The sequence below is a fragment of the Mycobacterium kyogaense genome, from assembly GCF_003254575.1.
In the GTDB taxonomy this organism is placed as follows: Bacteria; Actinomycetota; Actinomycetes; order Mycobacteriales; family Mycobacteriaceae; genus Mycobacterium; species Mycobacterium kyogaense.
Genome location: NZ_QJUA01000036.1, coordinates 13,751 through 38,151, shown reverse-complemented (window position 1 = coordinate 38,151; position 24,401 = coordinate 13,751). Strand labels below are relative to the sequence as shown.

General features: G+C 69.8%; 24 protein-coding genes. 6 read left to right on the top strand and 18 right to left on the bottom strand.

Going from position 1 to position 24,401, the window contains the following annotated elements:
- Nucleotides 1-4: 4 nt before the first annotated feature.
- From murD to DMB80_RS21240, 9 genes are all read right to left on the bottom strand, one after another.
- The gene (gene murD, locus DMB80_RS21280; protein WP_111511683.1) at nt 5-1,447 is read right to left on the bottom strand and encodes a UDP-N-acetylmuramoyl-L-alanine--D-glutamate ligase; all 1,443 of its coding nucleotides are present in this window, start codon (nt 1,445-1,447) and stop codon (nt 5-7) included.
- Between the two features lies 1 nt (nt 1,448).
- Nucleotides 1,449-2,528, bottom strand: a complete 1,080-nt coding sequence (mraY, locus tag DMB80_RS21275; protein WP_111511682.1) for a phospho-N-acetylmuramoyl-pentapeptide-transferase — start codon at nt 2,526-2,528, stop codon at nt 1,449-1,451.
- The gene (locus DMB80_RS21270) at nt 2,525-4,003 is read right to left on the bottom strand and encodes a UDP-N-acetylmuramoyl-tripeptide--D-alanyl-D-alanine ligase (protein ID WP_111511681.1); all 1,479 of its coding nucleotides are present in this window, start codon (nt 4,001-4,003) and stop codon (nt 2,525-2,527) included. Before DMB80_RS21270 ends, mraY begins: the two co-directional genes overlap by 4 nt.
- A complete protein-coding gene (locus DMB80_RS21265; RefSeq protein WP_111511704.1) occupies nt 4,000-5,544 on the bottom strand; it encodes a UDP-N-acetylmuramoyl-L-alanyl-D-glutamate--2,6-diaminopimelate ligase in 1,545 nt (514 codons plus the stop codon). Before DMB80_RS21265 ends, DMB80_RS21270 begins: the two co-directional genes overlap by 4 nt.
- Before the next feature lie 52 nt (nt 5,545-5,596).
- Nucleotides 5,597-7,570, bottom strand: coding sequence for a peptidoglycan D,D-transpeptidase FtsI family protein (locus tag DMB80_RS21260; protein WP_111511680.1), 1,974 nt, complete (start codon nt 7,568-7,570; stop codon nt 5,597-5,599).
- Nucleotides 7,567-8,574, bottom strand: coding sequence for a cell division protein FtsL (gene ftsL / locus DMB80_RS21255; RefSeq protein WP_111511679.1), 1,008 nt, complete (start codon nt 8,572-8,574; stop codon nt 7,567-7,569). The genes DMB80_RS21260 and ftsL overlap by 4 nt, the downstream gene beginning before the upstream one ends.
- 5 nt (nt 8,575-8,579) lie before the next feature.
- Entirely contained in the window at nt 8,580-9,680 is a 1,101-nt protein-coding gene (rsmH, locus tag DMB80_RS21250; protein ID WP_205538820.1) for a 16S rRNA (cytosine(1402)-N(4))-methyltransferase RsmH, read from the bottom strand.
- The gene (locus DMB80_RS21245; protein ID WP_046366858.1) at nt 9,655-10,089 is read right to left on the bottom strand and encodes a division/cell wall cluster transcriptional repressor MraZ; all 435 of its coding nucleotides are present in this window, start codon (nt 10,087-10,089) and stop codon (nt 9,655-9,657) included. Before DMB80_RS21245 ends, rsmH begins: the two co-directional genes overlap by 26 nt.
- 304 nt (nt 10,090-10,393) lie before the next feature.
- The gene (locus DMB80_RS21240) at nt 10,394-10,810 is read right to left on the bottom strand and encodes a DUF3040 domain-containing protein (protein WP_111511677.1); all 417 of its coding nucleotides are present in this window, start codon (nt 10,808-10,810) and stop codon (nt 10,394-10,396) included.
- Nucleotides 10,811-11,039: 229 nt separating this feature from the next.
- Here DMB80_RS21240 and DMB80_RS21235 point away from each other — a divergent pair, with 229 nt between their 5' ends.
- From DMB80_RS21235 to DMB80_RS21220, 4 genes are all read left to right on the top strand, one after another.
- On the top strand, nt 11,040-11,624 hold the full coding sequence (locus DMB80_RS21235) for a GNAT family N-acetyltransferase (protein ID WP_111511676.1): 585 nt from the start codon (nt 11,040-11,042) through the stop codon (nt 11,622-11,624).
- Between the two features lie 38 nt (nt 11,625-11,662).
- Nucleotides 11,663-12,352 (top strand): LppM family (lipo)protein, encoded by a 690-nt coding sequence (locus DMB80_RS21230; RefSeq protein WP_111511675.1) that lies wholly within the window; start codon nt 11,663-11,665, stop codon nt 12,350-12,352.
- Nucleotides 12,353-12,430: 78 nt separating this feature from the next.
- The gene (idsA2, locus tag DMB80_RS21225; protein ID WP_111511674.1) at nt 12,431-13,543 is read left to right on the top strand and encodes a bifunctional (2E,6E)-farnesyl/geranyl diphosphate synthase; all 1,113 of its coding nucleotides are present in this window, start codon (nt 12,431-12,433) and stop codon (nt 13,541-13,543) included.
- Nucleotides 13,544-13,545: 2 nt separating this feature from the next.
- On the top strand, nt 13,546-15,129 hold the full coding sequence (locus tag DMB80_RS21220) for an alpha-(1->6)-mannopyranosyltransferase A (protein WP_111511673.1): 1,584 nt from the start codon (nt 13,546-13,548) through the stop codon (nt 15,127-15,129).
- Here DMB80_RS21220 and DMB80_RS21215 read toward each other — a convergent pair.
- Complete coding sequence (locus DMB80_RS21215) at nt 15,050-15,454, bottom strand: Rv2175c family DNA-binding protein (RefSeq protein WP_111511672.1); 405 nt, start codon at nt 15,452-15,454, stop codon at nt 15,050-15,052. The genes DMB80_RS21220 and DMB80_RS21215 overlap by 80 nt on opposite strands.
- Before the next feature lie 85 nt (nt 15,455-15,539).
- Here DMB80_RS21215 and DMB80_RS21210 point away from each other — a divergent pair, with 85 nt between their 5' ends.
- On the top strand, nt 15,540-16,754 hold the full coding sequence (locus tag DMB80_RS21210) for a protein kinase domain-containing protein (protein WP_111511671.1): 1,215 nt from the start codon (nt 15,540-15,542) through the stop codon (nt 16,752-16,754).
- On the opposite strand, the gene DMB80_RS21205 is transcribed toward DMB80_RS21210, so the two are convergent.
- From DMB80_RS21205 to DMB80_RS21195, 3 genes are read right to left on the bottom strand one after another with little or no spacing between them, the layout of a single operon-like run.
- A complete protein-coding gene (locus DMB80_RS21205) occupies nt 16,751-18,139 on the bottom strand; it encodes a class II 3-deoxy-7-phosphoheptulonate synthase (protein WP_111511670.1) in 1,389 nt (462 codons plus the stop codon). The genes DMB80_RS21210 and DMB80_RS21205 overlap by 4 nt on opposite strands.
- Before the next feature lie 20 nt (nt 18,140-18,159).
- Complete coding sequence (locus DMB80_RS21200) at nt 18,160-18,648, bottom strand: polyadenylate-specific 3'-exoribonuclease AS (protein ID WP_111511669.1); 489 nt, start codon at nt 18,646-18,648, stop codon at nt 18,160-18,162.
- Entirely contained in the window at nt 18,648-19,532 is an 885-nt protein-coding gene (locus DMB80_RS21195) for a hypothetical protein (protein WP_205538817.1), read from the bottom strand. The genes DMB80_RS21200 and DMB80_RS21195 overlap by 1 nt, the downstream gene beginning before the upstream one ends.
- Nucleotides 19,533-19,628: 96 nt before the next feature.
- Here DMB80_RS21195 and DMB80_RS21190 point away from each other — a divergent pair, with 96 nt between their 5' ends.
- On the top strand, nt 19,629-20,900 hold the full coding sequence (locus tag DMB80_RS21190; protein ID WP_111511668.1) for a glycosyltransferase 87 family protein: 1,272 nt from the start codon (nt 19,629-19,631) through the stop codon (nt 20,898-20,900).
- Between the two features lie 52 nt (nt 20,901-20,952).
- Here the strand turns inward: DMB80_RS21190 and DMB80_RS21185 are convergent, their stop codons facing one another.
- From DMB80_RS21185 to DMB80_RS21165, 5 genes are all read right to left on the bottom strand, one after another.
- Entirely contained in the window at nt 20,953-21,678 is a 726-nt protein-coding gene (locus DMB80_RS21185; protein WP_046365840.1) for a lysophospholipid acyltransferase family protein, read from the bottom strand.
- Nucleotides 21,679-21,755: 77 nt separating this feature from the next.
- Nucleotides 21,756-22,145: a hypothetical protein gene (locus DMB80_RS21180; RefSeq protein ID WP_111511702.1), complete on the bottom strand. Its 390-nt coding sequence runs from the start codon at nt 22,143-22,145 to the stop codon at nt 21,756-21,758.
- Nucleotides 22,142-23,419 carry an ArsA family ATPase gene (locus tag DMB80_RS21175; RefSeq protein ID WP_111511667.1) on the bottom strand — a complete coding sequence of 426 codons (1,278 nt, stop codon included), beginning with the start codon at nt 23,417-23,419 and terminating at the stop codon, nt 22,142-22,144. Before DMB80_RS21175 ends, DMB80_RS21180 begins: the two co-directional genes overlap by 4 nt.
- Nucleotides 23,412-23,849 (bottom strand): SRPBCC family protein, encoded by a 438-nt coding sequence (locus DMB80_RS21170; protein WP_111511701.1) that lies wholly within the window; start codon nt 23,847-23,849, stop codon nt 23,412-23,414. The genes DMB80_RS21175 and DMB80_RS21170 overlap by 8 nt, the downstream gene beginning before the upstream one ends.
- A 99-nt stretch (nt 23,850-23,948) precedes the next feature.
- Nucleotides 23,949-24,338 carry a polyketide cyclase / dehydrase and lipid transport gene (locus DMB80_RS21165; RefSeq protein ID WP_046365843.1) on the bottom strand — a complete coding sequence of 130 codons (390 nt, stop codon included), beginning with the start codon at nt 24,336-24,338 and terminating at the stop codon, nt 23,949-23,951.
- Nucleotides 24,339-24,401 lie beyond the last annotated feature (63 nt).

Sequence of the window (24,401 nt, the reverse complement as noted above, 5' to 3'; positions counted from 1 at the left end):
ACCGCTACCGGATCGCTGCGCGTACGGCCGCGGCGAACGTGTCGCCCCGGTGCCCGTAGCTGCGGAACTGGTCGAAGGAGGCGCCTGCCGGTGCCAGCAGCACCGTGTCGCCGGGCCCGGCGAGGCCGCGTGCAGCGTCGACGACGGCCGCCATGACGGCGTCGGCCACCGGACCGTCACCCGCCCGAGCGTGAGTCACACCTGTCACAGCTTTCTCAACCACCCCAGAATCCTCCCCCGTCAGCACCTCGACGACGGGGACATCCGGTGCGTGTCGTGCCAGCGCCTCGGCCACGACCGCCCGGTCGCGGCCCAGCAGGACGACGCCGACCAGGCGGTTCGCCACCGCGACCAGCAGATCATCGACGGACGCGCCCTTCAGCAGACCGCCCGCGACCCACACCACCCGGGGGTAGGCGCTGATCGACGCGCGGGCGGCATGCGGGTTGGTGGCCTTCGAGTCGTCGACGTAGGTCACCCCGTCGGCAGCGGCGACCACCTCGGCCCGGTGCCGGCCCACCGCGAACGTCTCGAGCGCACCCGCCACCGCATCGGCGGGCACCCCGACAGCACGCGCCAGCGCCGCGGCTGCCAGCGCATTGAGCACACCCACCGGACCTGCCACCGGAACCCCTGCCGTTTCGGCCAGTACCAGCCCATCGGCGAATGCGTTGTCGATCAGCCGGCCGTCGGCCACGCCCAGCTCGCCGGGGCCCGGCTCGCCGAGCCGGAAGCCGACCCGGGTCGGCGCGGCGCAGTCGGCCAGCAGCGCGGCCGCGATCGGATCGTCCACGCCGCCCACCGCGATCGGGCCCGTCAGCGCACGGGCCTTGTCCGCCGCATACGCATCGAGCGAGCCGTGCCAGTCCAGATGGTCCTCCGCGACGTTGAGCACCGCGCCGGCGTCCGGGTGCACCGACGGCGCCCAGTGCAGCTGGAAGCTCGACAGCTCGACGGCCAGCACGTCGACCGGCTGGTCCAGCACGGCCAGCACCGGTTCGCCGATGTTGCCGCACAGCGCCGCCCGCCGGCCGGCGGCGCACAGCATCGCGTGCAGCATCGACGTCGTCGTGGTCTTTCCGTTGGTCCCGGTCACCACCAGCCACGTCTTCGGCGGCCCGTAGCGCCCGGCCCGGTCCAGCCGCCAGGCCAGCTCCACGTCCCCCCACACCGGCACGCCGGCGGCCGCGGCGGCGGTGGGGACCGCACCATCGGGCGGGATTCCGGGGCTCACGACGACGAGGTCGAACCCGGCGATCGTCGCGGCGGCACCCGCCGGGTCGATCACCGCGCCGCCCTGCTGGGCGTAGGCCGTCAGCGCCGAGGGGCTGTCGTCGGTCAGGGTGGCCCGCGCGCCCAGCGGGGTCAGCGCGGCGAGCACCGCCCGTCCGGTGATCCCGGCCCCGACGACCAGCACGGCGGCACCGGGTGCGAGCACGTCGCTCACGTCACGCACCGACGGTCGTGAGCCACTCGCTGTAGAACAGCGCCACCCCGAGACCGCAGGCGATCGCGGTCAGCAACCAGAACCGGATGATCACCGTGGTCTCCGCCCACCCCACCAGCTCGAAATGGTGGTGGAACGGCGCCATCCGGAACACGCGCCGCCCGGTGGTGCGGAACGCCATGATCTGCACCACCACCGAGGTGACCTCGGCGACGAACAGCGCACCCAGCACCACGGCGAGCATCTCGGTGCGGCTGGTCACCGACAGCCCGGCGATGACGCCGCCCAGCGCGAGCGACCCCGTGTCACCCATGAAGATCTTGGCCGGCGCGGCGTTCCACCACAGGAAACCGATGCAGGCGCCGGCCGTGGCCGCGGCGATGATCGCCAGATCCAGCGGATCGCGCACGTTGTAGCAGCCGAGGCCAGGGCTGGTGGCGCACGCGTTGCGGAACTGCCAGAACGTGATCAGCACATAGGCGGCGCACACCATCGCCATCGCGCCGGCGGCCAGCCCGTCCAGGCCGTCGGTGAAGTTCACCGCGTTGGACCAGGCGCTGACCACCACCACGCAGAACAGCACGAAGATCGCCGGCGCCAGCGTGACGGTCGCGATCTCACGCACGTAGGACAGCTCGGGACTGCCGGGGGTCAGCCCGTCGGCGTTGCGGAATTGCAGCGCCAGCACACCGAACAGCACCGCGGCGACGAGGATGCCGACGGTCTTGGCGGTCTTGTTGAGCCCCAGGTTGCGGGCCCGGCGCAGCTTGATCAGGTCGTCGGTGAACCCGACGACGCCGAGCGCGGTCGCCAGTCCGAGCACGAGCAGCCCGGACGCCGATGGCCCCTTGCCGTCGATCACCACCCCGACCAGATGCGTGCCGAAGTAGCTGGCCCAGATGCCGGCGACGATCGCCACGCCCCCCATCGACGGGGTGCCCCGCTTCTTGGCGTGGCTGGGCGGGCCGTCCTCGCGGATCTCATGGCCGAAACCCTGCCGGGTGAACAGCCGGATCAGCACCGGGGTGAGCAGGATCGACACCGCCAGAGCGATCCCGACCGCGATCAGGATCTGCCTCATGCGCCGTCCTCGGCGATCAGCGCGTCGGCGACCACGCCGAGGCCTGCAGCATTGGACGCCTTGACCAGCACGACGTCGCCGGGCTGCAGTTCCGCGCGCAACAGCTCCAGTGCGGCATCGGCGTCGGCGACCGGGGTGGCCTCCGAACCCCAGGAGCCCTCCATCACGGCCCCGTTCAGCATGGCGCTCATAGGCCTCCCGGTTCCGACGACAACGAGTCGAGAGACATCTAAGCGCACGGCCAACCGACCGATGCGGTCGTGCTCGGTAATCGAGTCCTCGCCGAGTTCGCCCATCTCGCCGAGCACCGCCCAGGTGCGCCCCTCACGGCCCATCCACGCCAGCGCCTTGAGGCCCGCGCTCATCGAGTCGGGGTTGGCGTTGTAGGCGTCGTTGATGATCGTCACGCCATCGCCGCGGGTGGTGACGGCCATCCGCTGCCGCGACACCGGTCCGGCGTTGGCCAAGGCGTCGGCGATCTGCTCGAGGGTGGCGCCGCACTCGAGCGCGACGGCGGCCGCGCACAGCGCGTTGGAGACCTGATGGTCACCGTGCACCGACAGCGACACCCCGATCTGACCCTCGGCGGTGTGCAGCGTGAATTCCGGGCGCGCCAGCTCGTCGAGCCTCACGTCATCGGCCCACACGTCGATGCGATCGGATGCGGAGCGACCGACGCGCACGACCCGCGCCTCTGTCACCTCGGCCATCTTCGCCACCACCGAGTCGTCGGCGTTGAGGATCACCACCCCGGATGCCGGAACCGACTGCGGCAGTTCGGACTTCGTCTCCGCGATCGCCTCGCGGGAGCCGAACTCGCCGAGGTGGGCGGTGCCGACGTTCAGCACGGCAGCGATCGACGGCCGCGCGATCCGCGCGAGCGCGGCGATGTTGCCGCGGTGCCGCGCCGACATCTCCAGGACGAGGAAATCGGTGTCGGCGGTCGCCCGCAGCACCGTCCAGGGGTGGCCGAGCTCGTTGTTGAACGACCCGGGCGGGGCGATCACCTCACCCAGCGGAGCCAGGACCGCGGCGATCAGATCCTTGGTGGAAGTCTTGCCCGAGGAGCCGGTGATCCCGATGATCGTCAGGCCGCCGGCAGTCAACTCGGTGGCCACCGCCGCCGCCAGCTTCGCCAGAGCCGCCAGCACCGCCGCGCCGGAGCCGTCGGTGTCGTGCTCGAGCACGCCGGCCGCACCGTCCTCGGCGGCGACCGGGTCCACCACGACCGCGGGCACCCCGACCGGGCGTGCGGCGAGCACCCCGACCGCGCCCGCGTCGACCGCCGCCGCCGCGAAGTCGTGCCCGTCGGACCGCGCACCCGGCAGCGCGAGGAACAGGCTGCCCGGACCGACTGCGCGCGAATCGAATTCGACCGTCCCGGTGACGCGCAGGGCCGCCGCCTCCTCGGCGCTGACATCGGCGAGCCGGCCACCCACGATCTCGGCGATCTGGGCCAGCGACAGATCGATCATCGGCTCTCCGTCTCCGCGGTCAGCGCGTCGAGCGCGGCGCCGAGCTCGGCGCGGTCGTCGAACGGCCGGGTGACACCCCGGCTGGTCTGGCCCGTCTCATGGCCCTTGCCGGCGATCAGCACCACATCGCCCTCACGCGCCCACGCCACCGCATGGTCGATGGCCGCGCGGCGCTCCCCGATCTCGACGACCTCGGCACGGGCGTCCTGCGCACCCCGCGCACCGGCCACGATCGCGGCCCGGATCTCGGCCGGCTCCTCGTCGCGGGGATTGTCGTCGGTGACCACCACCAGGTCGGCCAGTTCCGCGGCGACCTCCCCCATCGGCCCTCTCTTGCCGGCATCCCGGTTTCCGCCGGCACCGAACACCACGGCGAGCCGGCCGGTGCACTGGCTGCGCAGCGTGTCCAGCACGGCCTTCAGCGCCCCCGGCTTGTGCGCGTAGTCGACGACCGCCAGGAACGGCTGCCCGCGGTCCACCTTCTCCAGCCGGCCCGGCACCGTCGCCGCCCGCAGACCGGGCACCGCCTGCTCGGGCGAGACCCCCACCGCGTCGAGCAAAGCCAGCGCCAACGCCGCGTTGGCGATGTTGTAGCGGCCCGGCAGGCCGATCTCGATGCCGTGGTGCACCCCCGCGGGGTCGATGGCCACGAAATCCTGCACCCCGTCACCTTGTGAGCGGACCTGCTCGACCGTCCAGTCGGCGGTGCCCTCGACCGCGACGGTGACCGCGGTGTCGGCGCGACGCGCCATCGCGCGACCCCATTCGTCGTCGACGCAGATCACTGCCTGCTCGGCATGCGTCGGGGAGGCGGGATCGAACAGCTTGGCCTTGGCCTCGAAGTAGTCCTCCATCGTGGGATGGAAGTCGAGATGGTCCCGCGACAGATTGGTGAAACCACCGACGGCGAACGCCGTGCCGTCCACCCGGCCCAGCGTCAGCGCGTGGCTGGACACCTCCATCACCACGGTGTCGACCCCGCGTTCGAGCATCACCGCGAACAGCGCCTGCAGGTCGGGCGCCTCGGGAGTGGTCAGGCTGCCCGCCTCGGGGCGGCCGTCGATGCGCACCCCGACGGTGCCGATCAACCCGGCCACCCGCTCGGCCGCGCGCAGACCGGCCTCGATCAGATAGGTGGTGGTGGTCTTGCCGGAGGTACCCGTGACGCCGATGACACGCAGCCGACGCGACGGATGGCCGTAGACCGCGGCGGCCGCCTCGCCGAGCACCGTGCGCGGGTGCGCGTGCAGCAGCACCGGCACACCGACCCCACCGGCGGCCGAGAGCTCAGCCAGCCCGTCGTGATCGGTCAGCACCGCCACAGCACCCCGCGCCACCGCGTCGGCGGCGTAGCGGGCCCCGTGAGAGCGCGCACCCGGAAGGGCAGCGAACAGGTCACCCGGCTGGGCGTCCTGGCCCCGAAGCGTCACTCCCGTCAGATGTACCTGCGGGAGCGGCTCGACCTCGGCGTGCACCGCGGAGATCAACCGGGCCACGTCCTCCAGCGGCAGGCCTTCGGGATGATGGGGGCGCAGATTCATGGCCATGCCACAGTACCCAGCCGTGCATCCAGGCCGTGGCCGCCCGCGAGCGTCACCCCGCCTGGAGGGTCAGCGGCGCACCGGGATCCTTGGACAGCGGCACGTTCTCCCGCTGCAGCAACCACGAGGCGATGTTGTGGAACAGCGGCGCGGCCGAGGACCCGGGCGAGCCGTCGGCGGCCCGGTGCGGCGCGTCCATCATCACGCCCACCACGTAGCGCGGATCGTCGGCCGGGGCCATCCCGGCGAACGTGATCCAGTAGACGTTGTCGTAGTAGCAGCCGCAGGCGGGGTTGATCTGCTGGGCGGTGCCGGTCTTGCCGGCGATCTGGTATCCCTCGACCGCCGCCGCGGGACCGGTGCCCTGCTGGATCCCCATCGGATCGCGCTGCACCACCGCGCGGAACATGTTGCGCACGGTGCGTGCCGTCTCCGGGGAGATCACCCGGATGCCTTCGGGACGCGGCTCGTCGGTGCGGGTGCCGTCGGCGGCGATCGTCGCCTTGAGGATGCGCGGCGGGATGCGTACCCCGTCGTTGGCGATGGCCTGGTAGATCGCCGACATCTGCAGCAGGGTCATCGAAAGGCCCTGACCGATAGGAAGATTGGAGAACGTGCTGCCCGACCATTGGTCGATGGGAGGCACCAGACCCGCACTCTCACCGGGCAACCCGACCCCGGTGCGCTGACCGAGCCCGAACTTGCGCAGCATCTCGGCATACTTCTGCGGCCCGACGCGCTGGGCCAGCATGAGCGTGCCCACGTTGGAGGACTTCCCGAACACGCCGGTCGTGGTGTACGGCATCGTGCCGTGGTTCCAGGCGTCGCGGACGGTGACCCCGCCCATGTCGATGGAGCCGGGAACCTGCAACACCTCGTCCGGGGTGGACAGGTGGTTCTCGATCACCGACGCAGCGGTGATGATCTTGTTGACCGAGCCCGGTTCGAACGGCGAGGACACCGACAGATTGCCCAGCTCGCGAGTGGACTGCTTGCTGACGTCCTGCGCGGGGTTGAACGTGTTGTCGTTCGACATCGCCAGCACCTCACCGGTTTTGGCGTCGAGCACGACAGCGGAGACGTTCTTGGCGCCCGAGGCCTCCTTGGCCATCTGGACCTGCTGCTGGACGTAGAACTGGATGTCGTCGTCCAGGGTGAGCATCACCGTCGACCCGTTCACCGCGTCATGCCGGTTGCGGTAGCTCCCCGGGATCACGACGCCGTCGGAGCCGCGGTCGTAGGTGACCGAACCGTCGGTGCCGGCGAGCACGGAGTCCAGCGAGTCCTCCAGGCCGAGCAAGCCGTGGCCATCCCAGTCGATGCCGCCGACGATGTTGGCCGCCAGCGACCCGCCCGGATACTGCCGCAGATCCTGACGTTCGGCGCCGACCTCCGGAAAATCGGTGGTGATCGCATCGGCGATCGCGGGATCGACCGCACGGGCCAGGTACACGAACGTCTCGTTGCTGCGCAGCTTCTTGAGCACCGTGGCACTGTCCGGCTTGTTGCCCAGACGCTTCGCCACACCGTCGGCGATCTGCCGCAGGCGCGCATCGGGTGCCAACACGGCATCGCCCGCATCGCCGGTCTCATTGCCTGCGGCCTTTGCGTTCTCGGCGGCGTTCTCGATGGCCTTGTCGTACGCCTCCTGCAGCTGCTTACGCACCCGCACGGGCTGGAACGTCAGCGCGCGGGCCTCGATGGTGAAGGCCAGCTTGTCGCTGTTGCGGTCCACGATCGAGCCACGCAGCGCGGCATCGATGTCGGTGACCTTGAGCTGCCCGGCGGCTTCGGCACGCAGCCCGTCGGCCTTCGGCACCTGCAGTGTGAACAGCTGGGCTGCGGCGAGGACGATCAGCAGGAAGATCACCGCGTTACCCGTGCGGTGCCGGAAGACGAAGGACGCGCTGCGCAGCCCGCTGTTCGCTGAGGATTGTCTGGGCTGACGCACCCGGCGCGACCGGGCCGAGCGTTCGGCACCGGCCGCGCGCGTGGTCCGTCGCGCAGGCTGCGCCTTGCGACTCATGCCGGCGGGCCCGGCACCGGTGCGGCGGGATCGACGGGAGCAGGGGCGGGCTGCACGACGGGGGCGGCCGGATCAGCGGGCGCCGGAATCGGGCCGGGCAGCGCACCGGCGACCGCATGCGGCACCTCTGCCGGCTGGGCAGCGCCGGGCACCTGACCCGCGAGCATGGGTGTCTGACCCGGGAGCAGCGGCGCCTGACCCGGGAGCAGCGGCGCGGTGAGGGGCATGGTCTGCGACGGTAGCCGGACCGGGACCTCCGACGGCGTTACGACGCGCGGGGCGGGCGGTGCGGGCGGAGCCGGCTCGGGCAGCGGCGCGTTGAGCGGGGGCGGCGGTACGCCCTCGGCAGGCTTGGGGGTGCCGACGACGACCCAGTTGCCCGAGGCGTCCTGCACCAGGTGGGCCGTGTCGCGGGACGGGATCATGCCGAGATTGCGGGCGGCCTCGGCCAGCGCGGGCGCCGCCTGCGCCTGCAGCACATCGCGCTCGAGCGCTTCCTTCTGCTGCAGCAGGGCCTGATTGACCTGGCGGGCATGGCCCAGCTGATACGACCGTTCGGCCGCGTCGGTGGAGAGCCACAGCGTGACGCCCAATCCCAGGCCCAGGCAGCCGATGACGAGGACCACGAACGGGACCCGGGCGACGAGCCGGCGCGGGTTGAGATCGATCGACGCGAGGCGAACGAGGAGGCGCTCCCGCAGCGGCGGCCGGACGATCTTGGGCGCCTTGGCCTTCCGGGCCTTCGCGCGGGCTTTGGCCTGGCTCGCGGTCTTCGGCCGGGCCGGGGTGTCGGTGAGCCGCTGGATCGGTGTGGTGCGCGGGGCGGGCCTGCTCCGGTCGGCGGCACGTGCGCGCGGAGAGGCGTCGACGGGCGCACGGCCGGCGTCGCGCACCGGGCGGCGGCCGGCCTTCTTCGGCTTGCCCGCCGCTGCGCGGGACGAGGTGCGAGCCTTCTCGTTCTTGCCCGCCTTCGGGCCGGCCTTGGGTGTCCTCTGGGTCTTCATGAGTGCTACTGCCCCCCAACTTTCTCCAACGCGCGCAACCGAACCGGAGCGCTTCTGGGATTGCGATCGATCTCCTGCGCACTCGCGCGTTCAGCACCCCGGGTCAGGGCGACGAATTCCGGCCCGTGGCCGGGCAATTCGATCGGCAGACCGGCGGGGGTCCGCGACGCAGTCGCCGCGGCGAACTCTCCCTTGACGATGCGGTCTTCCAGCGACTGGTAGGCCATCACGGCGATCCGTCCACCGGATCGCAACGCACGCAACGCCTTCGGGATGGCCAGCCGCAGCGCGTCGAGCTCGGCGTTGACTGCGATGCGCAGCGCTTGAAAGGTCCGCTTGCCGGGGTGCCCGCCCGTCCGCCGCGCCGGCGCCGGGATCGCCTGGTAGAGCAGCTCGACCAACTCGCCCGTCGTCGTGAACGGCGTGACCGCGCGGCGACGCACGATGTGCGCGGCGATGCGTCCGGCGAACTTCTCCTCGCCGTACTCGCGCAGAATCCGCGCGATCTGCTTCTCCTCGTAGGTGTTGAGGATGTCGGCGGCCGTCAGCGGGGCGTCGGAATCCATCCGCATGTCCAGCGGTGCGTCCGTCGAATAGGAGAACCCGCGCTCCGGCTGATCGAGCTGCATCGAGGACACGCCCAGGTCGAACAGGAACGCATCGATGTCGGTCAGCTCGAACCCGTCGTAGCGGGTGCGTATCGCGGTGAACCGGTCGCCGAAGCGCGCGAGCCGCTCGCCGGCGATCCGCAGGGCTTCGGGATCGCGGTCCAACCCGACGACGTGCAGCGCGGGGAAATCGGTCAGGAAGCGTTCGGTGTGCCCGCCGGCACCGAGGGTGGCGTCGACGAGCGTCGCGCCGGCACCGTCGTCGCCGCGCCGGGTCAACGCGGGGGCGAGCAGTTCGACGCAGCGGTCCAGCAGAACCGGAACGTGGGGCTCTTGGGTCATCGCAGCAGCCTCAGCGATCGGGGCGGCCCCTGCGGCGTGGTCCCTGTCCGAGAGCCCGGACCTGACGTCGGGGAAGTACGTCAGGGTCGGTTCGGACAGAGGCCGCGCCGCACGGGCCTGCGGGGCCAGGTCAAATGATGTCGCCGAGTGCTTCATCGCTGGCCGCGGAGAAGTTCTCTTCGTGAAGCTCCTGGTAGTCCTGCCATGCCTGGGCGTCCCAGATCTCGAGGAATTCGATCGAGCCGATGACCACGCACTCCTTGCTGAGGTTCGCGTAGCGGCGGTGCTCGGCAGACAGCGTGATCCGGCCCTGGGCGTCCGGATACTGCTCGTCGGTGCTGGCGGCCAGGTTGCGCAGGTATGCGCGTGCCTGCGGGTTGCCCCGCTTGGCCCGGCCGGAGATCTCGGTGACCATCTCCTCGAACTCCGCCCGCGGATAGACAGCCAGGCTGTGATCTTGACTCTTGGTGACCATCAACCCTCCTGCCAGTGCGTCGCGGAACTTGGCGGGCAGCGTCAGCCGCCCCTTGTCGTCGAGCTTGGGCGTGTAGGTGCCGAAGAACATCTCGCCACCTCGCTCAGACCTCGCCCTTGCGGAACTCCGGTCGCTCCGTTGTCTGCCACTTTACCCCACAATCCCCCACTTTGCGCCGAACCACGGCTGGCATTTCGCGCGCGTCCCCCACGACGTGCAGGTCGTCAACGAGAAGTGGCCGGGAAGAAGACGCGCGGAAGCCGGCGCAGGCCTCACGAGAACCGATGAAACCCCAGCTCAACCGCATGACAACCGTCCTGCGGGAGCACGGTGGGGGGTGGTGGGGCAAAAAAGAGGGGCAGCCCTGGCGGGCTGCCCCTGAAACTGCGGACCGTTACTCGTCGAAGCGGCGGCGGAACCGATCTTCCATTCGGCTCGTGAACGAACCGCCGCCACCCTTGGCGCGCTTCTGCCTGTTCACCGCGCCACCGGGGCCACTGCCGGCCGCCGGGCGCTCCCCGGCCACACCGACCCGCGGACCGGTGATCGCGAAGACGACACCGCCGAACATCACGATGAATCCGATCACCGACAGGATCGGGAAGCTGCCGATCATCGTCGCCTTGAACGCCACACCCGACACCAGCATCGCGAGGCCGACCACGAACAGCGCGCCGCCCTGCAGCCGGCGCCGCGTCGACGGCGCCCTCAGGGTCCCGCCACGAACGCTGGACGCGAACTTGGGGTCCTCGGCATAGAGCGCGCTCTCGATCTGATCGAGCATGCGCTGCTCATGATCGGAGAGTGGCATTCGTCCCTCCCTCTTGCCGTGGGGGCGTCTCAGTCGTTCAAACATCAGGGTGTGCCCGTGTGGACGGGCACGCAACGTCAATGATACGAGCAGAATCTGAGCCGTACCACCTACTTCGGTCCCTGATTCTATGACGAGGGGCTGTCGGCGGATGCCGCGCGTCATGGTTCGCTGCGTTCAGTCCGATAATGGTGGCGGCCACCGGGTCCCCGCAGGGAAAGGCAGATACTTGGCGACGCATCTGATCGAGCTGTCGCCCGTCGATATGCAGCGCCGTCTCAGTGACGCCCTGTCCATCTACGTCGATGCCATGCACTACCCCCGAGGCACCGAGGAGCAGCGCGCCTCGATGTGGGTCGAGCACACCCGCAGACACGGCTGGAAAGCGGTGGCCGCCGTCCAGACCAGCGACGAGCCCGGCGAAGATCCGACCGAGGCGCCCATGGTCGGTATCGCCTACGGATACTGCGGGGCGCCCGATCAGTGGTGGCAGCAGCAGGTGGTCGCCGGACTGCGCCGCAGCGGCGCCGACGCCGCCCGCATCACAGCGCTGATGACCAGCTACTTCGAGCTGACCGAGCTGCACATCCTGCCACCGGCCCAGGGCCGCGGGCTGGGCGAGGCGCTGATCCGCCAGCTGCTGGCCGGCCGCGGCGAAGACCACGTGCTGCTGTCCACGCCGGAGATCAACGGAGAGGCCAACCGGGCCTGGCGGCTCTACCGGCGGCTCGGGTTCAGCGATGTCATCCGCGGCTACCACTTCTCCGGAGATCCGCGGGCCTTCGCGATCCTCGGCCGCGCCCTTCCGCTGTAGAACGCCTGCGCCGATGTGAGGTCTGGCACGATGACCGGGTGCTCAACCGCCACCGGACCTCCCGGCGTGTCCTCACGATACTGCTGCTGCTGTTGGTGCTGGCGCCGTCACTGATCGGCTGCGTCCGGGTGCGCACCTCGCTGACGGTCTCCCCCGACGACCGGGTGTCCGGCCAGATCGTCGCGGCGGCGAAACCGCGCGACGACAGCGACCGAGGTCCGCAACTGCTCAACAACCTGCCGTTCGCGCAGAAGGTCGCGGTGTCGGACTACGACCGAGACGACTACGTCGGCTCCCAGGCCGTCTTCTCCGACCTCACTTTCGCCGAGCTGCCTCAGCTCGCCGGGATGAACCGCGACGCCGCCGGCGTCGACATCTCACTGCGCCGCGCCGGCGATTTGGTCATCCTCGAGGGCCGCGCCGACCTGACCTCCCTCAACGATCCGGAAGCCGACGTCTCTCTGTCGGTGTCGTTCCCCGGAGAGGTCACCTCCACCAACGGCGACCGGGTGTCCTCCGAGGTGGTCGAATGGAAACTGCGGCCCGGCGTGGTCAGCACCATGAACGCCCAGGCGCGCTACACCGATCCCAGCGCGCGCTCGTTCACCGGCGCCGCCATCTGGCTGGGAGTCGCCTCGCTCGTCGTCGCCGGAATCATCGGATGGCTCGCCTACCGCACCCGCGACCAGTCGGCCAAGCCCGGGCAACCCGAAGAACAGCCTCGCTAGGCGCTGCGACGACCATCGACCGGAGGCAGGCTCTACGCTGAGCACCGGACTAACGGAAGAAAGGGGCGCCCGCTGAGCGTGGATGCCAATGCCAGTTCCAGTGCCACCGCCGACGACACTGCGGCACCGTCAGCGGTCGAGCTGGCCGCGGCCGTCACCGAACAGCTTCGCGGCTACCTGCAGGAGCGGCGCCGTGACGCGGCCTACATCGGCGCCGACTACGCGGTACTGACCGAAGCACTCGAAGAATTCGTGCTGCGCGGCGGCAAGCGGCTGCGCCCGGCGTTCGCGTACTGGGGATGGCGCGCGGTGACCGGCACCGAACCCGATGCCACGGTGCTACGCCTGTTCTCGGCGCTGGAACTGCTGCATGCGTGCGCGCTGGTGCACGACGACGTGATCGACGCGTCGGCGACCCGGCGCGGACTGCCCACCGTCCACCGCATCTTCTCCGACCGGCACCGCGAGCAGCGCTGGCACGGCTCCCCCGACCAGTTCGGCCTGTCAGCGGCCATCCTGCTCGGCGATCTGTCCCTGGTGTGGGCCGACGACATCGTCACCACAGCACCCATCGGAGCCGACGCGCAAGCCCGGGTGCAGCGGGTGTGGGCCGCGATCAGGACCGAAGTACTCGGGGGCCAGTACCTCGACATCGTCAACGAGGCCAGCGGCGCCGACACGGTGGCCGCGGCATTGACCGTCAACACCTACAAGACAGCCTCCTACACCATCTCGCGACCGCTGCAGTTCGGCGCCGCGGCCGCCGCGGACCGCCCGGAGATCCAGGACGCCTTCCACGAGGTGGGCACCGGCCTCGGGATCGCATTCCAACTGCGCGACGACGTGCTCGGCGTGTTCGGCGATCCGGCGGTCACCGGAAAACCGTCCGGTGACGATCTGCGCTCCGGCAAGCGCACCGTGCTACTGGCCGAGGCGATCGCGCTGGCCGAACAGCGGGACCCTGCGGGCGCCGCACTGCTGCGCACCTCCATCGGGACCGATCTGTCGGACGACGCCGTCACCGAGCTGCGCGCCCTCATCGAATCCGTCGGAGCACTGGCCGCCGTCGAGAATCGCATCGAGACGCTGACCGCCACCGCGATCGGCACTCTCGACTCCGCACCCATCGACGCGCAGGCCCGTGCGGGGCTCACCGAGCTCGCCAGATTGGCCGCGAACCGCACCGCGTAGGCATGACGACACCCGCGCTCTCCCCCGCACCGCCGCTGCCGCGGTTCCGCGCCTTCGCGGCATCACCGGCGGCCAAACCCGCCTGGGTCGGGGCACTGGGGGCGGTACTCGTCACCGCCGGCGGCCTCGGCGCCGGCAGCACCCGGCTGCACGACCCGGTGCTCGAGTCGATGCACCTGTCGTGGCTGAGGTTCGGGCACGGCCTGGTGCTCTCGTCTCTGCTGCTGTGGAGCGGTGTGGCCCTGATGCTGCTTGCCTGGCTCTGGCTGGGCCGGCACGTGATCGCCCGGACCGCAACGCATTACACGATGGTGGTCACCACCGGCTTCTGGCTGGCGCCGCTGCTGCTCAGCGTTCCGCTGTTCAGCCGCGACACCTACTCCTACCTCGCTCAGGGCGCGCTGCTGCGGGACGGGTTCGACCCCTACCTGGTCGGGCCGATCGACAATCCGAACTCGTTGCTGGACAACGTGAGTCCCATCTGGACCACGACGACGGCCCCGTACGGGCCCGCCTTCATCCTGGTCGCCAAGTTCGTCACGATGCTCGTCGGCAACGACGTCGTCGCCGGCACCATGCTGCTGCGGCTGTGCATGCTGCCCGGCCTGGCCCTGCTGATCTGGGCGGTTCCGCGGGTGGCCCGCCATGTCGGCGCTAACACAGCTGCCGCCCTGTGGATCTGCGTGCTGAATCCGCTGGTGATCATCCAGCTGATGGGCGGCGTGCACAACGAGATGCTGATGGTGGGGCTGATGATGGCCGGCATCGCGCTGTGTTTCGGTGGCCGCTGCGTGTCAGGGGTGACCCTGATCGGGGTCGCCGTCGCGGTGAAAGCCACCGCGGGCCTGGCCCTTCCGTTCATGGTGTGGGTGTGGGCGCGCGGCCTGCAGCAGCGGCGCGGCTTCTCCCCGGGCAAGGCGTTCCTGGTCGCCACCGCCTCGTGTGTGGTCGTGTTCGCGGCGGTGTTCGCAGTGCTGTCCCTGGCCGCCGGTGTGGGGCTGGGCTGGCTGACGGCGCTGGCCGGGTCGGTCAAGATCATCAACTGGCTGACGATCCCCACGGCCATCGCGAACTTCACCAACGCGGTGATCGGGCTCGTCATCCCCGTGAACTTCTATGCGGTGCTGGACATCCTGCGCATCATCGGGATCGGCATCATCGCCGTGTCGGCGCCGGTGCTGTGGTGGAGATACCGGCGCACCGATCGCGACGCGCTGATGGGCATCGCCACGCTGATGGTGATCGTGGTGCTGTTCGTGCCTGCGGCGCTGCCGTGGTACTACACCTGGCCGCTCGCGGTGATGGCCGCGCTCGCCCAGTCGCCGCGGGCCATCGCGCTGATCGCCGCGTTCTCGACGTGGATCACGGTGATCTGGCGACCCGACGGTGCCCACGGCATGTACTCGTGGTTCCACGTCGCGCTCGCCACGGCGTGTGCCGTCGGCGCGTGGTACTGGCTGCACCGCGCACCCGTCAGAGCCCCGGAGGGCGCTGACACGTCCGGGCTCAGTACGCCATCGCCTGCGCCCGGCGAACCACCTCTCGAGCCTGGTGCGAATGCAGCGCGTCCACCGGGCGCGCATTAGCGAGCCCGTCGGTCGCCCCATCACGCCGGATCGTCAGCGACGAATCCGGGGTGAACAGCCACCGCACGATCTCGGTTTCGTGATACCCGCCGTCCCGCAGCACGACGAGTAGACCCGGCAGCGGCTTGACCACGTGGCCCTTCTCGTCGAAGAAGACCTTGGGGACCACCACCTCCCGGCCGCGGCGCACGGCGACCAGCTGTCCTTCCCGCAGGTGCTGATGCACCTTGCTGACCGGAATCTTCAACAGGCGGGCGACTGTGGGCAGGTCGTAGACGTCCTCATCGGGAGACAACACGTCCTCGGCAGTCGGAATGCTGCTCATCGCACAGAGTCTAGGCGCACCGGGCACCTCGCGATGCCCGCTTGGCGGGTCGGCAGCGCACAGGCTCGTACCACTGGCTCGTACCATGAGTCCGATGGAAACCTTCCAGCCGACCGGCGGGCTCACCGGCGCAGTGCTGGACGGCCGCTACCGCGTCGGCGCCCTGATCGCCACCGGCGGCATGTCCGCGGTGTACCGCGGCGTGGACATGCGGCTGGACCGCCCGGTGGCGTTGAAGGTCATGGACAGCCGCTACGCCGGCGACGAACAGTTCCTCACCCGGTTCCAGCGCGAAGCCAGGGCCGTCGCCCGGCTGAAGGACCCCGGCCTGGTCTCGGTGTACGACCAGGGCGGCGGCACCCACGGCGGCGAACCCCCCTATCTGGCCATGGAACTCGTCGACGGCGGCACGCTGCGCGAGCTGCTGCGGGAGCGCGGCCCGATGCCGCCGCACGCGGTGGCCGCGGTGCTGCGGCCCGTGCTGTCCGGGCTGGCCGCCGCTCACCGGGCCGGACTGGTGCACCGCGACGTCAAACCCGAGAACGTACTCATCAGCGATGACGGCGAGGTCAAGATCGCCGACTTCGGCCTGGTGCGAGCCCTGGCCGAGGCCAAGATCACCTCGACCAGTGTGATCCTCGGCACCGCCGCGTATCTGGCGCCCGAGCAGGTGTCGGCCGGCGACACCGACGCCCGCGGCGACGTGTACGCCGCCGGCGTCCTGGTCTTCGAACTGCTCACCGGCAGCACACCGTTCACCGGCGACAATCCGCTCGCCGTCGCCTACCAGCGGCTGGACCACGACGTGCCCCCGCCGAGCAGCAGGATCGCCGGTGTGCCACGGCAATTCGACGAACTCGTGGCGTGCGCAACGGCGCGCGACCCGGCGGGCCGCTTCGCCGACGCGGCCGAGATGGGCGAGGAACTCGACGCGATCGCGGTCCAACTCGGGCTGCCCCGATTCACGGTGCCCTCCCCGCGCAACTCCGCGATGCACCAGTCGGCGTCCGTCGTCGACGCACCGACGACGAACCTCGCCGGCCCGCGGCACACCCGGGTCATGGAACGCGACGAGGCGCCCGCACCCGAGCCGGACAATGCGGACGACGACTCCGATTTCGACGACGAACATTGGCCGTTGACAGGGCGATTCGCCGGAATCGACCTCGAGGAGTTCTACTGGGCCCGCCAGCGCGCCCGGCGCGTGCTGCTGTTCTGGGTCATCGCCGTGATGACGCTGGCGGCGCTGGCCGGCGCCGGCGCGTGGACGCTCGGCACCAACCTGCACAATCTGCTCTAGTCGCGCAGCATCTCCGCGACCAAGAACGCCAGCTCCAGCGACTGCTGCGTGTTCAGTCGCGGATCGCACGCCGTCTCGTAGCGACCGGCCAAATCGGAGTCCGAAATGTCCTGCGCGCCACCGAGACACTCGGTGACGTTCTCGCCGGTGATCTCGACGTGGATGCCGCCCGGGTGGGTGCCCAGCGCATGGTGCACCTCGAAGAAGCCCTGCACCTCGTCGACGATGCGATCGAAGTGCCGCGTCTTGTACCCCGTCGACGACTCGTGGGTGTTGCCGTGCATCGGATCGCACTGCCAGATCACCTGATGGCCCGAGGCCTGCACCTTCTCGATGATCGCCGGCAGCACGTCGCGGACCTTGTGGTTGCCCATCCGGCTGACCAGCGTCAGACGGCCGGCCTCGTTGTTCGGGTCCAGCCGCTCGACGTACTCCACGGCCAGCTCCGGCGACGTCGACGGCCCGATCTTGATACCGATCGGATTGGCGATCACCTCTGCGAGTGCGACGTGAGCGCCGTCGAGCTGGCGCGTGCGCTCGCCGATCCACAGGAAGTGCGCGGACAGGTCGTAGAGCTTCGGCCCGGTGGTCGACTCGGTGTCCATCCGCAGCATCGCGCGCTCGTAGTCGAGCACCAGCGCCTCATGGCTGGCGAAGATCTCGGCGGTGTCGAGGTTGCGGTCGTCGACCCGGCAGGCACTCATGAACCGCATCCCACGATCGATCTCGCCGGCCAGCGCCTCGTAGCGCGCCCCGGCGGGCGAGGTGCGGACGAACTCCCGGTTCCACTCGTGGACGTGATGCAGCGACGCCATCCCCGACGAGGTCAGCGCCCGAACCAGATTCATCGCGGCGCTGGCGTTGGCGTACGCGCGCACCAGTCGCGACGGATCGTGCTCGCGCACCGCAGCATCGGGGGCGAACCCGTTGACCATGTCGCCGCGGTAGGACCTCAAGCCCAGCGCGTCGGTGTCCGACGACCGTGGCTTCGCGTACTGGCCGGCGATACGGGCCACCTTCACCACGGGCATGCTCGCGCCGTAGGTCAGCACCACCGCCATCTGCAGCAGCGTGCGGATGTTGGCGCGGATGTGCGGTTCGGTGTTGTCGACGAACGTCTCGGCGCAATCGCCGCCCTGTAGCAGGAACGCCTTACCGCGCGCCACGTCGGCCAGCTGGGCCTTGAGCTTCTCGACCTCTGAGGGCACGGTCACCGGGGGCACGCTCTCCAACACGGTCCGCATCGCGGCAGCCTGCCCGGCGTCCCAGCTCGGCTGCTGCAGCGCCTCGCGGGCCAGGGCCGCGTCCAGGCGCGTACGCAGATCCTCAGGCAGCGGAGGCAGCGGAGGCAGCTGGTCGATGGGTACGTCGACGGTCCAGTTCACCCACCCATGGTAACGGCGGGTCAAAACCACTTTTCGCCGGTGATGAGCTGGTAGCGGACCAGGTTGTGCTTGGCGTCGACGAGCGCGTCGTGGGCGTCCCGGGGCCGGGGCGGCATCCGCGGGCTGCCGTGGTCCTCCCAGAACTGGCGCAACTCCCGGGTGAACCGCGGCATCGCCGGCGGCAGATCCGTCATCGGACCCCACAGCTGGCAGAGCACCACATGGTCGTAGGCGCCGACCCAGGCCCACAGCTCGATCGGCTCGTCACCGTCGACGCCGAAGAAATCCTCCAGCTCCGAGCGGATCTGGCGCCGGGACCGCCACAGCTTCGACGCCGGCGACGGCAGCTTGGGGAGCACGTTCTTGCGCACCCACCGGCCGGCCCGCTCGGGGTCGAACTCGGTCGAGATCGCGTAGTACTCGCGGCCGTCCTCGGCGGCGACGCCGATCGAGATGAGCTCGATCGTGCGGCCGTTGTCGATGAACTCGGTGTCGTAGAAGTAGCGCACTAGGCAGCGTCCTTGCCGGGGTCCCTGCTGGGCGCGGGCGCGGCGTGGATCTCGCGATCGAGTTCCTGGTCGACGAGCTTGTCGTCCGGGAACTTCGGCATGCCCGAGATCGCGTCCTGCAGCCAGAGTTTGGCCTGGATGACCGGTCGGCGCAGCCAGCGTTCCCGCTCCAGGGCGCGGTGCATCTTGCGCGGCCGGTTCGTGTACCGCCACCGCGCCCACGGCGCATGTGGACGAGACAGCCGGACGGCGCCGACCAGCAGCAGCGGGGTGATGAACATGCCGATCAACCCGGTCCACACCTTGCCTTTCATCAACACGATCACCGCGAGCAGCAGCGTCACCACCGCGGAGCCGATCACGATCGCACGCGCGGCGACCGAGTTGTCGTCCCGCCAGATGGTGACGTCGAAGAACGACAGCGGATTGAAGCCCAGGATCAGCAGGCCCGCCACCGCGACGGCGACGAACACCGCGTCCACCGATGCCCGGCCGTCTTCGGACCAGTAGACGTCGGACAGGTGCAGGATCAGCGCGAACTCGTCGAGCACCAGCGCCGCGCCGATCCCGAAGACGATCGACGCCGCGGTGAACTCGGGTACACCCCCGTCGACAGCCAGCGTGACCATCGCGACCCCGGAGACCATGACCAGGATCACACCGATCACCACGTGATGGATGTGCAGCCCGCCGCCGCCGGAGATGTTGCGCGGCTGCCACCACTTACGAGGGGCATCGCTGTCGGCGTGGCTGCGGATGTACCGCACGATCGTGCGGGTCACGAAGAACGTCAGGATGAACGCGACCAGGCAGCACACCAGCGGTAACCGGGAGTACGGGATGCCGTCGGGTAACCCGAAGTCGATGTCCAGGGTCGGGTGCACGAGGAGAACGTACGCCAAAAGTCCCGTCGACCAGCGCGTGTCGCGGCCCGGGGTCGCGCCTGCGCCGCGGTGCGCACCGATAGTCTGGTCGGCGATATGAGGACGTTGCGGGCAGGTTGGGTGCCGACGCTGGCCTGGCGGCTGTTCTGCCTGCTGGCGGTGATGGCGCTGGTCGGGGTGGCCTGGCGGCTGCTCGGCCACACCCCGTACCGGATCGACATCGACGTGTACCGCATGGGCGGACGGGCCTGGCTGGACGGCCAACCGCTCTACGCCGACGGCGCGACGTTCCACACCCGCGGCGGCATCGACCTGCCCTTCACCTATCCCCCGCTGGCCGCCGTGGTGTTCGCACCGTTCGCGCTGCTGAGCCTGGAAGCAGCCAGCGTGGCGATCACCGTGACCACGCTGATCCTGCTGGTGGTGTCGACGGTGATCCTGCTGACGCGTCTCGACGTGTGGCCGACGACGCAGCTCACCGGTGAGCCGGCCTGGCTGCGCCGCACGTGGCTGGCCGCGGCGATCGTGGCGCCCGCGGTGATCTACCTGGAGCCGATCCGCGCCAACTTCGACTTCGGCCAGATCAACGTCGTGTTGATGACGCTGGTGATCGCCGACTGCGTGCCGCGGCGCACCCCCTGGCCGCGGGGTCTGCTGCTGGGCGTGGCGATCGCGCTCAAGCTCACCCCTGCGGTGTTCCTGCTGTACTTCCTGCTGCGCCGCGACACCCGGGCGCTGCTGGTGACCGTGGCCTCGGCGATCGGGGCGACGCTGCTCGGCGTCGCGTTCGCCTGGCGGGACTCGTGGGAGTACTGGACCGAAACCGTGCGCAACACCGACCGGATCGGCACCGCGACGCTGAACACCAACCAGAACATCGCGGGTGCACTCGCGCGGCTGGGCCTCGGCGAGGACGTGCGCTTCGTGCTGTGGGTGGTGGCGTGCTTCGCGGTGCTGGCGCTGACGGTGTGGGCGGTACGGCGGGCGCTCCGCGCCGACCAGTCGGTGCTGGCGCTGACATGCGTGGCGATGTTCGGCCTGGCCGTGTCGCCGGTGTCGTGGTCGCACCACTGGGTGTGGACCCTGCCGGTGATGGTGACGACGGCGGTGCTGGCGGTGCGGTTGCGCCACGCCGGCCTGGCGGCGGTGTTCGTGGTGGGGTTGGCCTTGATGGTGTGGACGCCGATCACTCTGCTGCCCGAGCACCGAGAGACCACGGCCTCGCTGTGGCGACAGCTGGCCGGAGCGTCCTATCTGTGGTGGGCGCTGGCGACGATCGTCGTCACCGGCACGGTCACGACCGCCGCGACGCGCAGCCGGACGGCTGCCGTGAGCCCACTGACCGCGGAAGCGCATTCCGGGCTGTGATCTGACGCCGATCGCAGCCACGGCTTCTCACCGGGCGCGCGACACGCCGGAGTCAGCCGGCGGCAGATTCCGGGAGCCGGGTCGGCGGCTTCCCGGCCGCCTCACCTTTTCCCTCTTTGATGTCGGCCGCATAGAGGTCGACGTACTCCTGGCCGGACAGACGCATCAGCTCGTACATGACCTCGTCGATCACCGCACGCTCGATGAAACGGTTACCGGCCAGACCCTCGAAGCGGGAGAAGTCCATCGGGGCGCCGAAGCGAACCGTCACCCGGCCGAAGCGCCACATCTTGCTGCCCGGCGGGTTGACGACGTCGGTACCGATCATCGCGACCGGGATCACGGGCACCTGCGTCTCGAGCGCGAGCCGGGCCAGACCCGTCTTGCCCTTGTAGAGCCGGCCGTCCGGCGAGCGCGTGCCCTCCGGATACATGCCGAGCAGTTTGCCCTGGCTCACGATGCGCTCGGCGGTGGTCAGCGCGCTCTGGGCGCTGTCGGCGTCGGTGCGGTCGATCGGCACCTGCCCGGCCACCGTGTAGAACCAGCGGGTGAACCACCCTTTGAGCCCCGTTCCGGTGAAGTACTCGGCCTTGGCGAGGAACGTGATTCGCCGGTTCACCACCAGGGGCAGGTAGAAACTGTCCGCCACTGCCAGGTGGTTACTGGCCAGGATCACCGCACCGTTGGCCGGAACATGCTCCAAGCCTTCCACTTTGGGCCGGCCGAGCAATGTCAACAACGGCCCCATGAAGACGAACTTGAACAGCCAGTACCACATGGACCCTCCAGTTCACCCGACCGCGACGCTCTGCGCCAACCTTACCCACGCCGTGTGCCGCCGACCACAGCTGACGCCTACTCCTCGACTGTGACCGGGATGTGCTGATAGCGGCCCGGGGGCGGCGGCGCGTCCGGCGGAGGCTCGGGATCGGGGGCGGAACCGCCCCCGGCACCGGCCTGATCGGCTGTTTCGGCCTGCTCGGCTTGGTCGTTGACGATCGCGCGCACCACCGTCAGCAGCGCGACGCTGTGCTCGGCGACCACCGAGAGCAGGGGGTGCTGTTCGCCGGACACCAGCGCCGCGAGTGCACACACCGGGCACCACACCTGCTGGCAGCGACCGGGGTTGTCGGAGGCACTGGCCGCACGCGCTGCGGCCAACCGGATGGCAGGCTCCAGCCGGTCGAGGATCGTCTGGGCGAGCGCCCGCAGTTCCGGGCCCGGGTCAGGGTGAGTGCCGCTCATGCTGGCCACACCTCCGGATTGGGTCGGAAACGCACCGTGAGCTCGGTGCCGCGAAGCTGGGCGTCGACGACGATGCACCGGCGGAGCACCGAGGCCAGACGCACCCGGCGCCGCATTCCGCCGACGCCGATGATCAGGTCGTCATCGACCCTACCCAACGACAGCGACGTCGAATCCACCTGAGGCAGGTCCACCCGCAGCCGGTACACCGCATCCACACCGGCACCGGACTCCCTGTCGACGACCGGCCGCAGCGGACCCGGCGGCGGCGAACCGTCCCGACGGCGCGCGTTGTCGAGCAGCTCGCCGAGCGCTTTCGGACCGATCGGCTCACCCGCCAGGTGCGGCACCAGAACCAGCGCGACGTCGCCGATCACCCGGTCCAGTTCGTCGAGCACCGCGCGCTGCTCCCCGATGCGTTCGGCGTACCAGTCGAAGGCAGGATGCTCCGGCAGGTTGCGGTATTCGAACGAATCATCCTGCACCAGAACCTGATTGACGAGCAGCTCGGCGACCTGCACACCCATCAGGGTCAGCGAACCGAGCGTGCGGGCCGCCTCGGCGGCCACCACCCGCTCTGGCGTCATCACCAGGTGCGCGCCGACCCGGGCCGAGTCGGTCAGCATCGTGCCCAGCCGCTCGGTGCTCGCACCGATACGCTCCAGCAGACCCACCACGGCCACCGACCGCGGATCGTCGAAGGTGGACAGCCGGCGGTGCCGGGGCCAGGCCCGCTCGAGGTACAGCCCGAACGTGGCGGGCAGGGTGAGCATGCGCATCGCGTCGGCGGTCGAGGCGCAGTCGACGACGACCAGGTCCCAGCGCCCGGAGTCGGCCAGTTCGGCCACCTCATGCAGGCCGAGCACCTCCTGCACTCCGGGAAGGGCCGAGAGTTCCTCGGGCGCAAGGTCGCTGACATCCGATTCCGGGAAGCGACCCGCGAGGAGACCGGCCGTCTCCCGCCAGTGAGCCGCCAGCAGCGCCAGCGTGTCCAGTGCCAGTGCGTCGAGCACCCCTCCGCCGCCATCGGCGGTGTCGAGGTCGGCGAGCACTCGAGTGGGAGCCCGCTCACCCGTGGGGGTGATCGCCACGCCGAGCACGTCGCCGGTGGAGTGCGCCTGATCGGTCGACACGATCAGCACGCGCAGCCCCGCCCGCGCTGCGCGCACAGCCGTCGCGGTCGCCAGTGTCGACTTCCCCACGCCACCCTTGCCGACGAACAGGCTGATCCGGGTCGCCCCGGACGCCGGGGTGGCGTCCGAGCGCTCAGTCAGCCTCGACTCGTTTCTTCAGATCCTTCAGGGCGGTGTCGGTCAACCTGCGTTCGGCCTTGCGTTTGAGCAGACCGATCATCGGGATCGTCAGATCGACGGACAGTTCATAGGTGACGTCGGTGCCGGATCCCTTCGGCGCCAATCGGTATGCGCCCTCCAGCGATTTGAGCAGCGTGCTCGACACCAGCGACCACGTGACCGACGCATGGTCGGCCGGCCACCGGTAGGCGAGCACCATCGCGTCCTTGAGCACCGCGGCGTCGAGCACCAGCCGCGCCACCAGGGGATACCCTTCGTCGTCGGCCTCGAGGATCTCGGCTTCCTTGTATTCGTTCACCCAGTCGGGGTAGGACCCGATGTCGGCGATGACGTCCATCACCGTCGAGGGATCGGCGTCGATGTAGATCGTCTGAGCCGTCTTGTCCGCCACTGAAGTCTTCTCCAGTCCTTCCCGTGCTGAGCCGAGCCGCACATCCCCCGCTGTTGGCGGCGAATCTACCCTCCTGGCGCCTGGTATAGCCGGTATCGCTCAGGCCAACCGCGACACGCCGACGGGGCGGCCGGACTCCAGCTTCTGTTTCACTTCGAACGCCATCGCCTTGCCCGCCACGCGCCGGCGATGGTTCATCTTCGCCAGGTTCATCTTCTTCAGCTCCCAGGCCGCCACACCGGACGGCTCGGCGTGCATGAAGTAGTGCAGCACCACGCCGTCGAGCACCTTCTCCAGCCAGATCTCCATGGACCCCGCAAGCGCGCCCGTCACCGTCCAGCGCTGCCCCAGCTCGCCGCGATCCTCGACCACGGTGAGTCGCAGATCCGGCCACCAGCGGGCCCAGCTCGCCGGATCGGCGACCGCGGCACCCACTGCCGCCGGATCCGCCGCGACGAACGTCTCGTCCGCGATCTGGATGCTGTTCATGACTGCTTACCTTCACACATGCTCCGATTGCGCCGCAGTCGGGCCGACTACGCTGTACACGGC

Excerpts from the sequence above, each read along its gene's own strand:
- mraY (WP_111511682.1), bottom strand. The coding sequence starts at position 2,528 with ATGAGGCAGATCCTGATCGCGGTCGGGATCGCTCTGGCGGTGTCGATC.
- DMB80_RS21270 (WP_111511681.1), bottom strand. The coding sequence starts at position 4,003 with ATGATCGATCTGTCGCTGGCCCAGATCGCCGAGATCGTGGGTGGCCGG.
- DMB80_RS21265 (WP_111511704.1), bottom strand. The coding sequence starts at position 5,544 with ATGAATCTGCGCCCCCATCATCCCGAAGGCCTGCCGCTGGAGGACGTG.
- DMB80_RS21260 (WP_111511680.1), bottom strand. The coding sequence starts at position 7,570 with ATGAGTCGCAAGGCGCAGCCTGCGCGACGGACCACGCGCGCGGCCGGT.
- ftsL (WP_111511679.1), bottom strand. The coding sequence starts at position 8,574 with ATGAAGACCCAGAGGACACCCAAGGCCGGCCCGAAGGCGGGCAAGAAC.
- rsmH (WP_205538820.1), bottom strand. The coding sequence starts at position 9,680 with ATGAAGCACTCGGCGACATCATTTGACCTGGCCCCGCAGGCCCGTGCG.
- DMB80_RS21245 (WP_046366858.1), bottom strand. The coding sequence starts at position 10,089 with ATGTTCTTCGGCACCTACACGCCCAAGCTCGACGACAAGGGGCGGCTG.
- DMB80_RS21240 (WP_111511677.1), bottom strand. The coding sequence starts at position 10,810 with ATGCCACTCTCCGATCATGAGCAGCGCATGCTCGATCAGATCGAGAGC.
- DMB80_RS21220 (WP_111511673.1), top strand. The coding sequence starts at position 13,546 with ATGACGACACCCGCGCTCTCCCCCGCACCGCCGCTGCCGCGGTTCCGC.
- DMB80_RS21215 (WP_111511672.1), bottom strand. The coding sequence starts at position 15,454 with ATGAGCAGCATTCCGACTGCCGAGGACGTGTTGTCTCCCGATGAGGAC.
- DMB80_RS21210 (WP_111511671.1), top strand. The coding sequence starts at position 15,540 with ATGAGTCCGATGGAAACCTTCCAGCCGACCGGCGGGCTCACCGGCGCA.
- DMB80_RS21190 (WP_111511668.1), top strand. The coding sequence starts at position 19,629 with ATGAGGACGTTGCGGGCAGGTTGGGTGCCGACGCTGGCCTGGCGGCTG.
- DMB80_RS21185 (WP_046365840.1), bottom strand. The coding sequence starts at position 21,678 with ATGTGGTACTGGCTGTTCAAGTTCGTCTTCATGGGGCCGTTGTTGACA.
- DMB80_RS21180 (WP_111511702.1), bottom strand. The coding sequence starts at position 22,145 with ATGAGCGGCACTCACCCTGACCCGGGCCCGGAACTGCGGGCGCTCGCC.
- DMB80_RS21165 (WP_046365843.1), bottom strand. The coding sequence starts at position 24,338 with ATGAACAGCATCCAGATCGCGGACGAGACGTTCGTCGCGGCGGATCCG.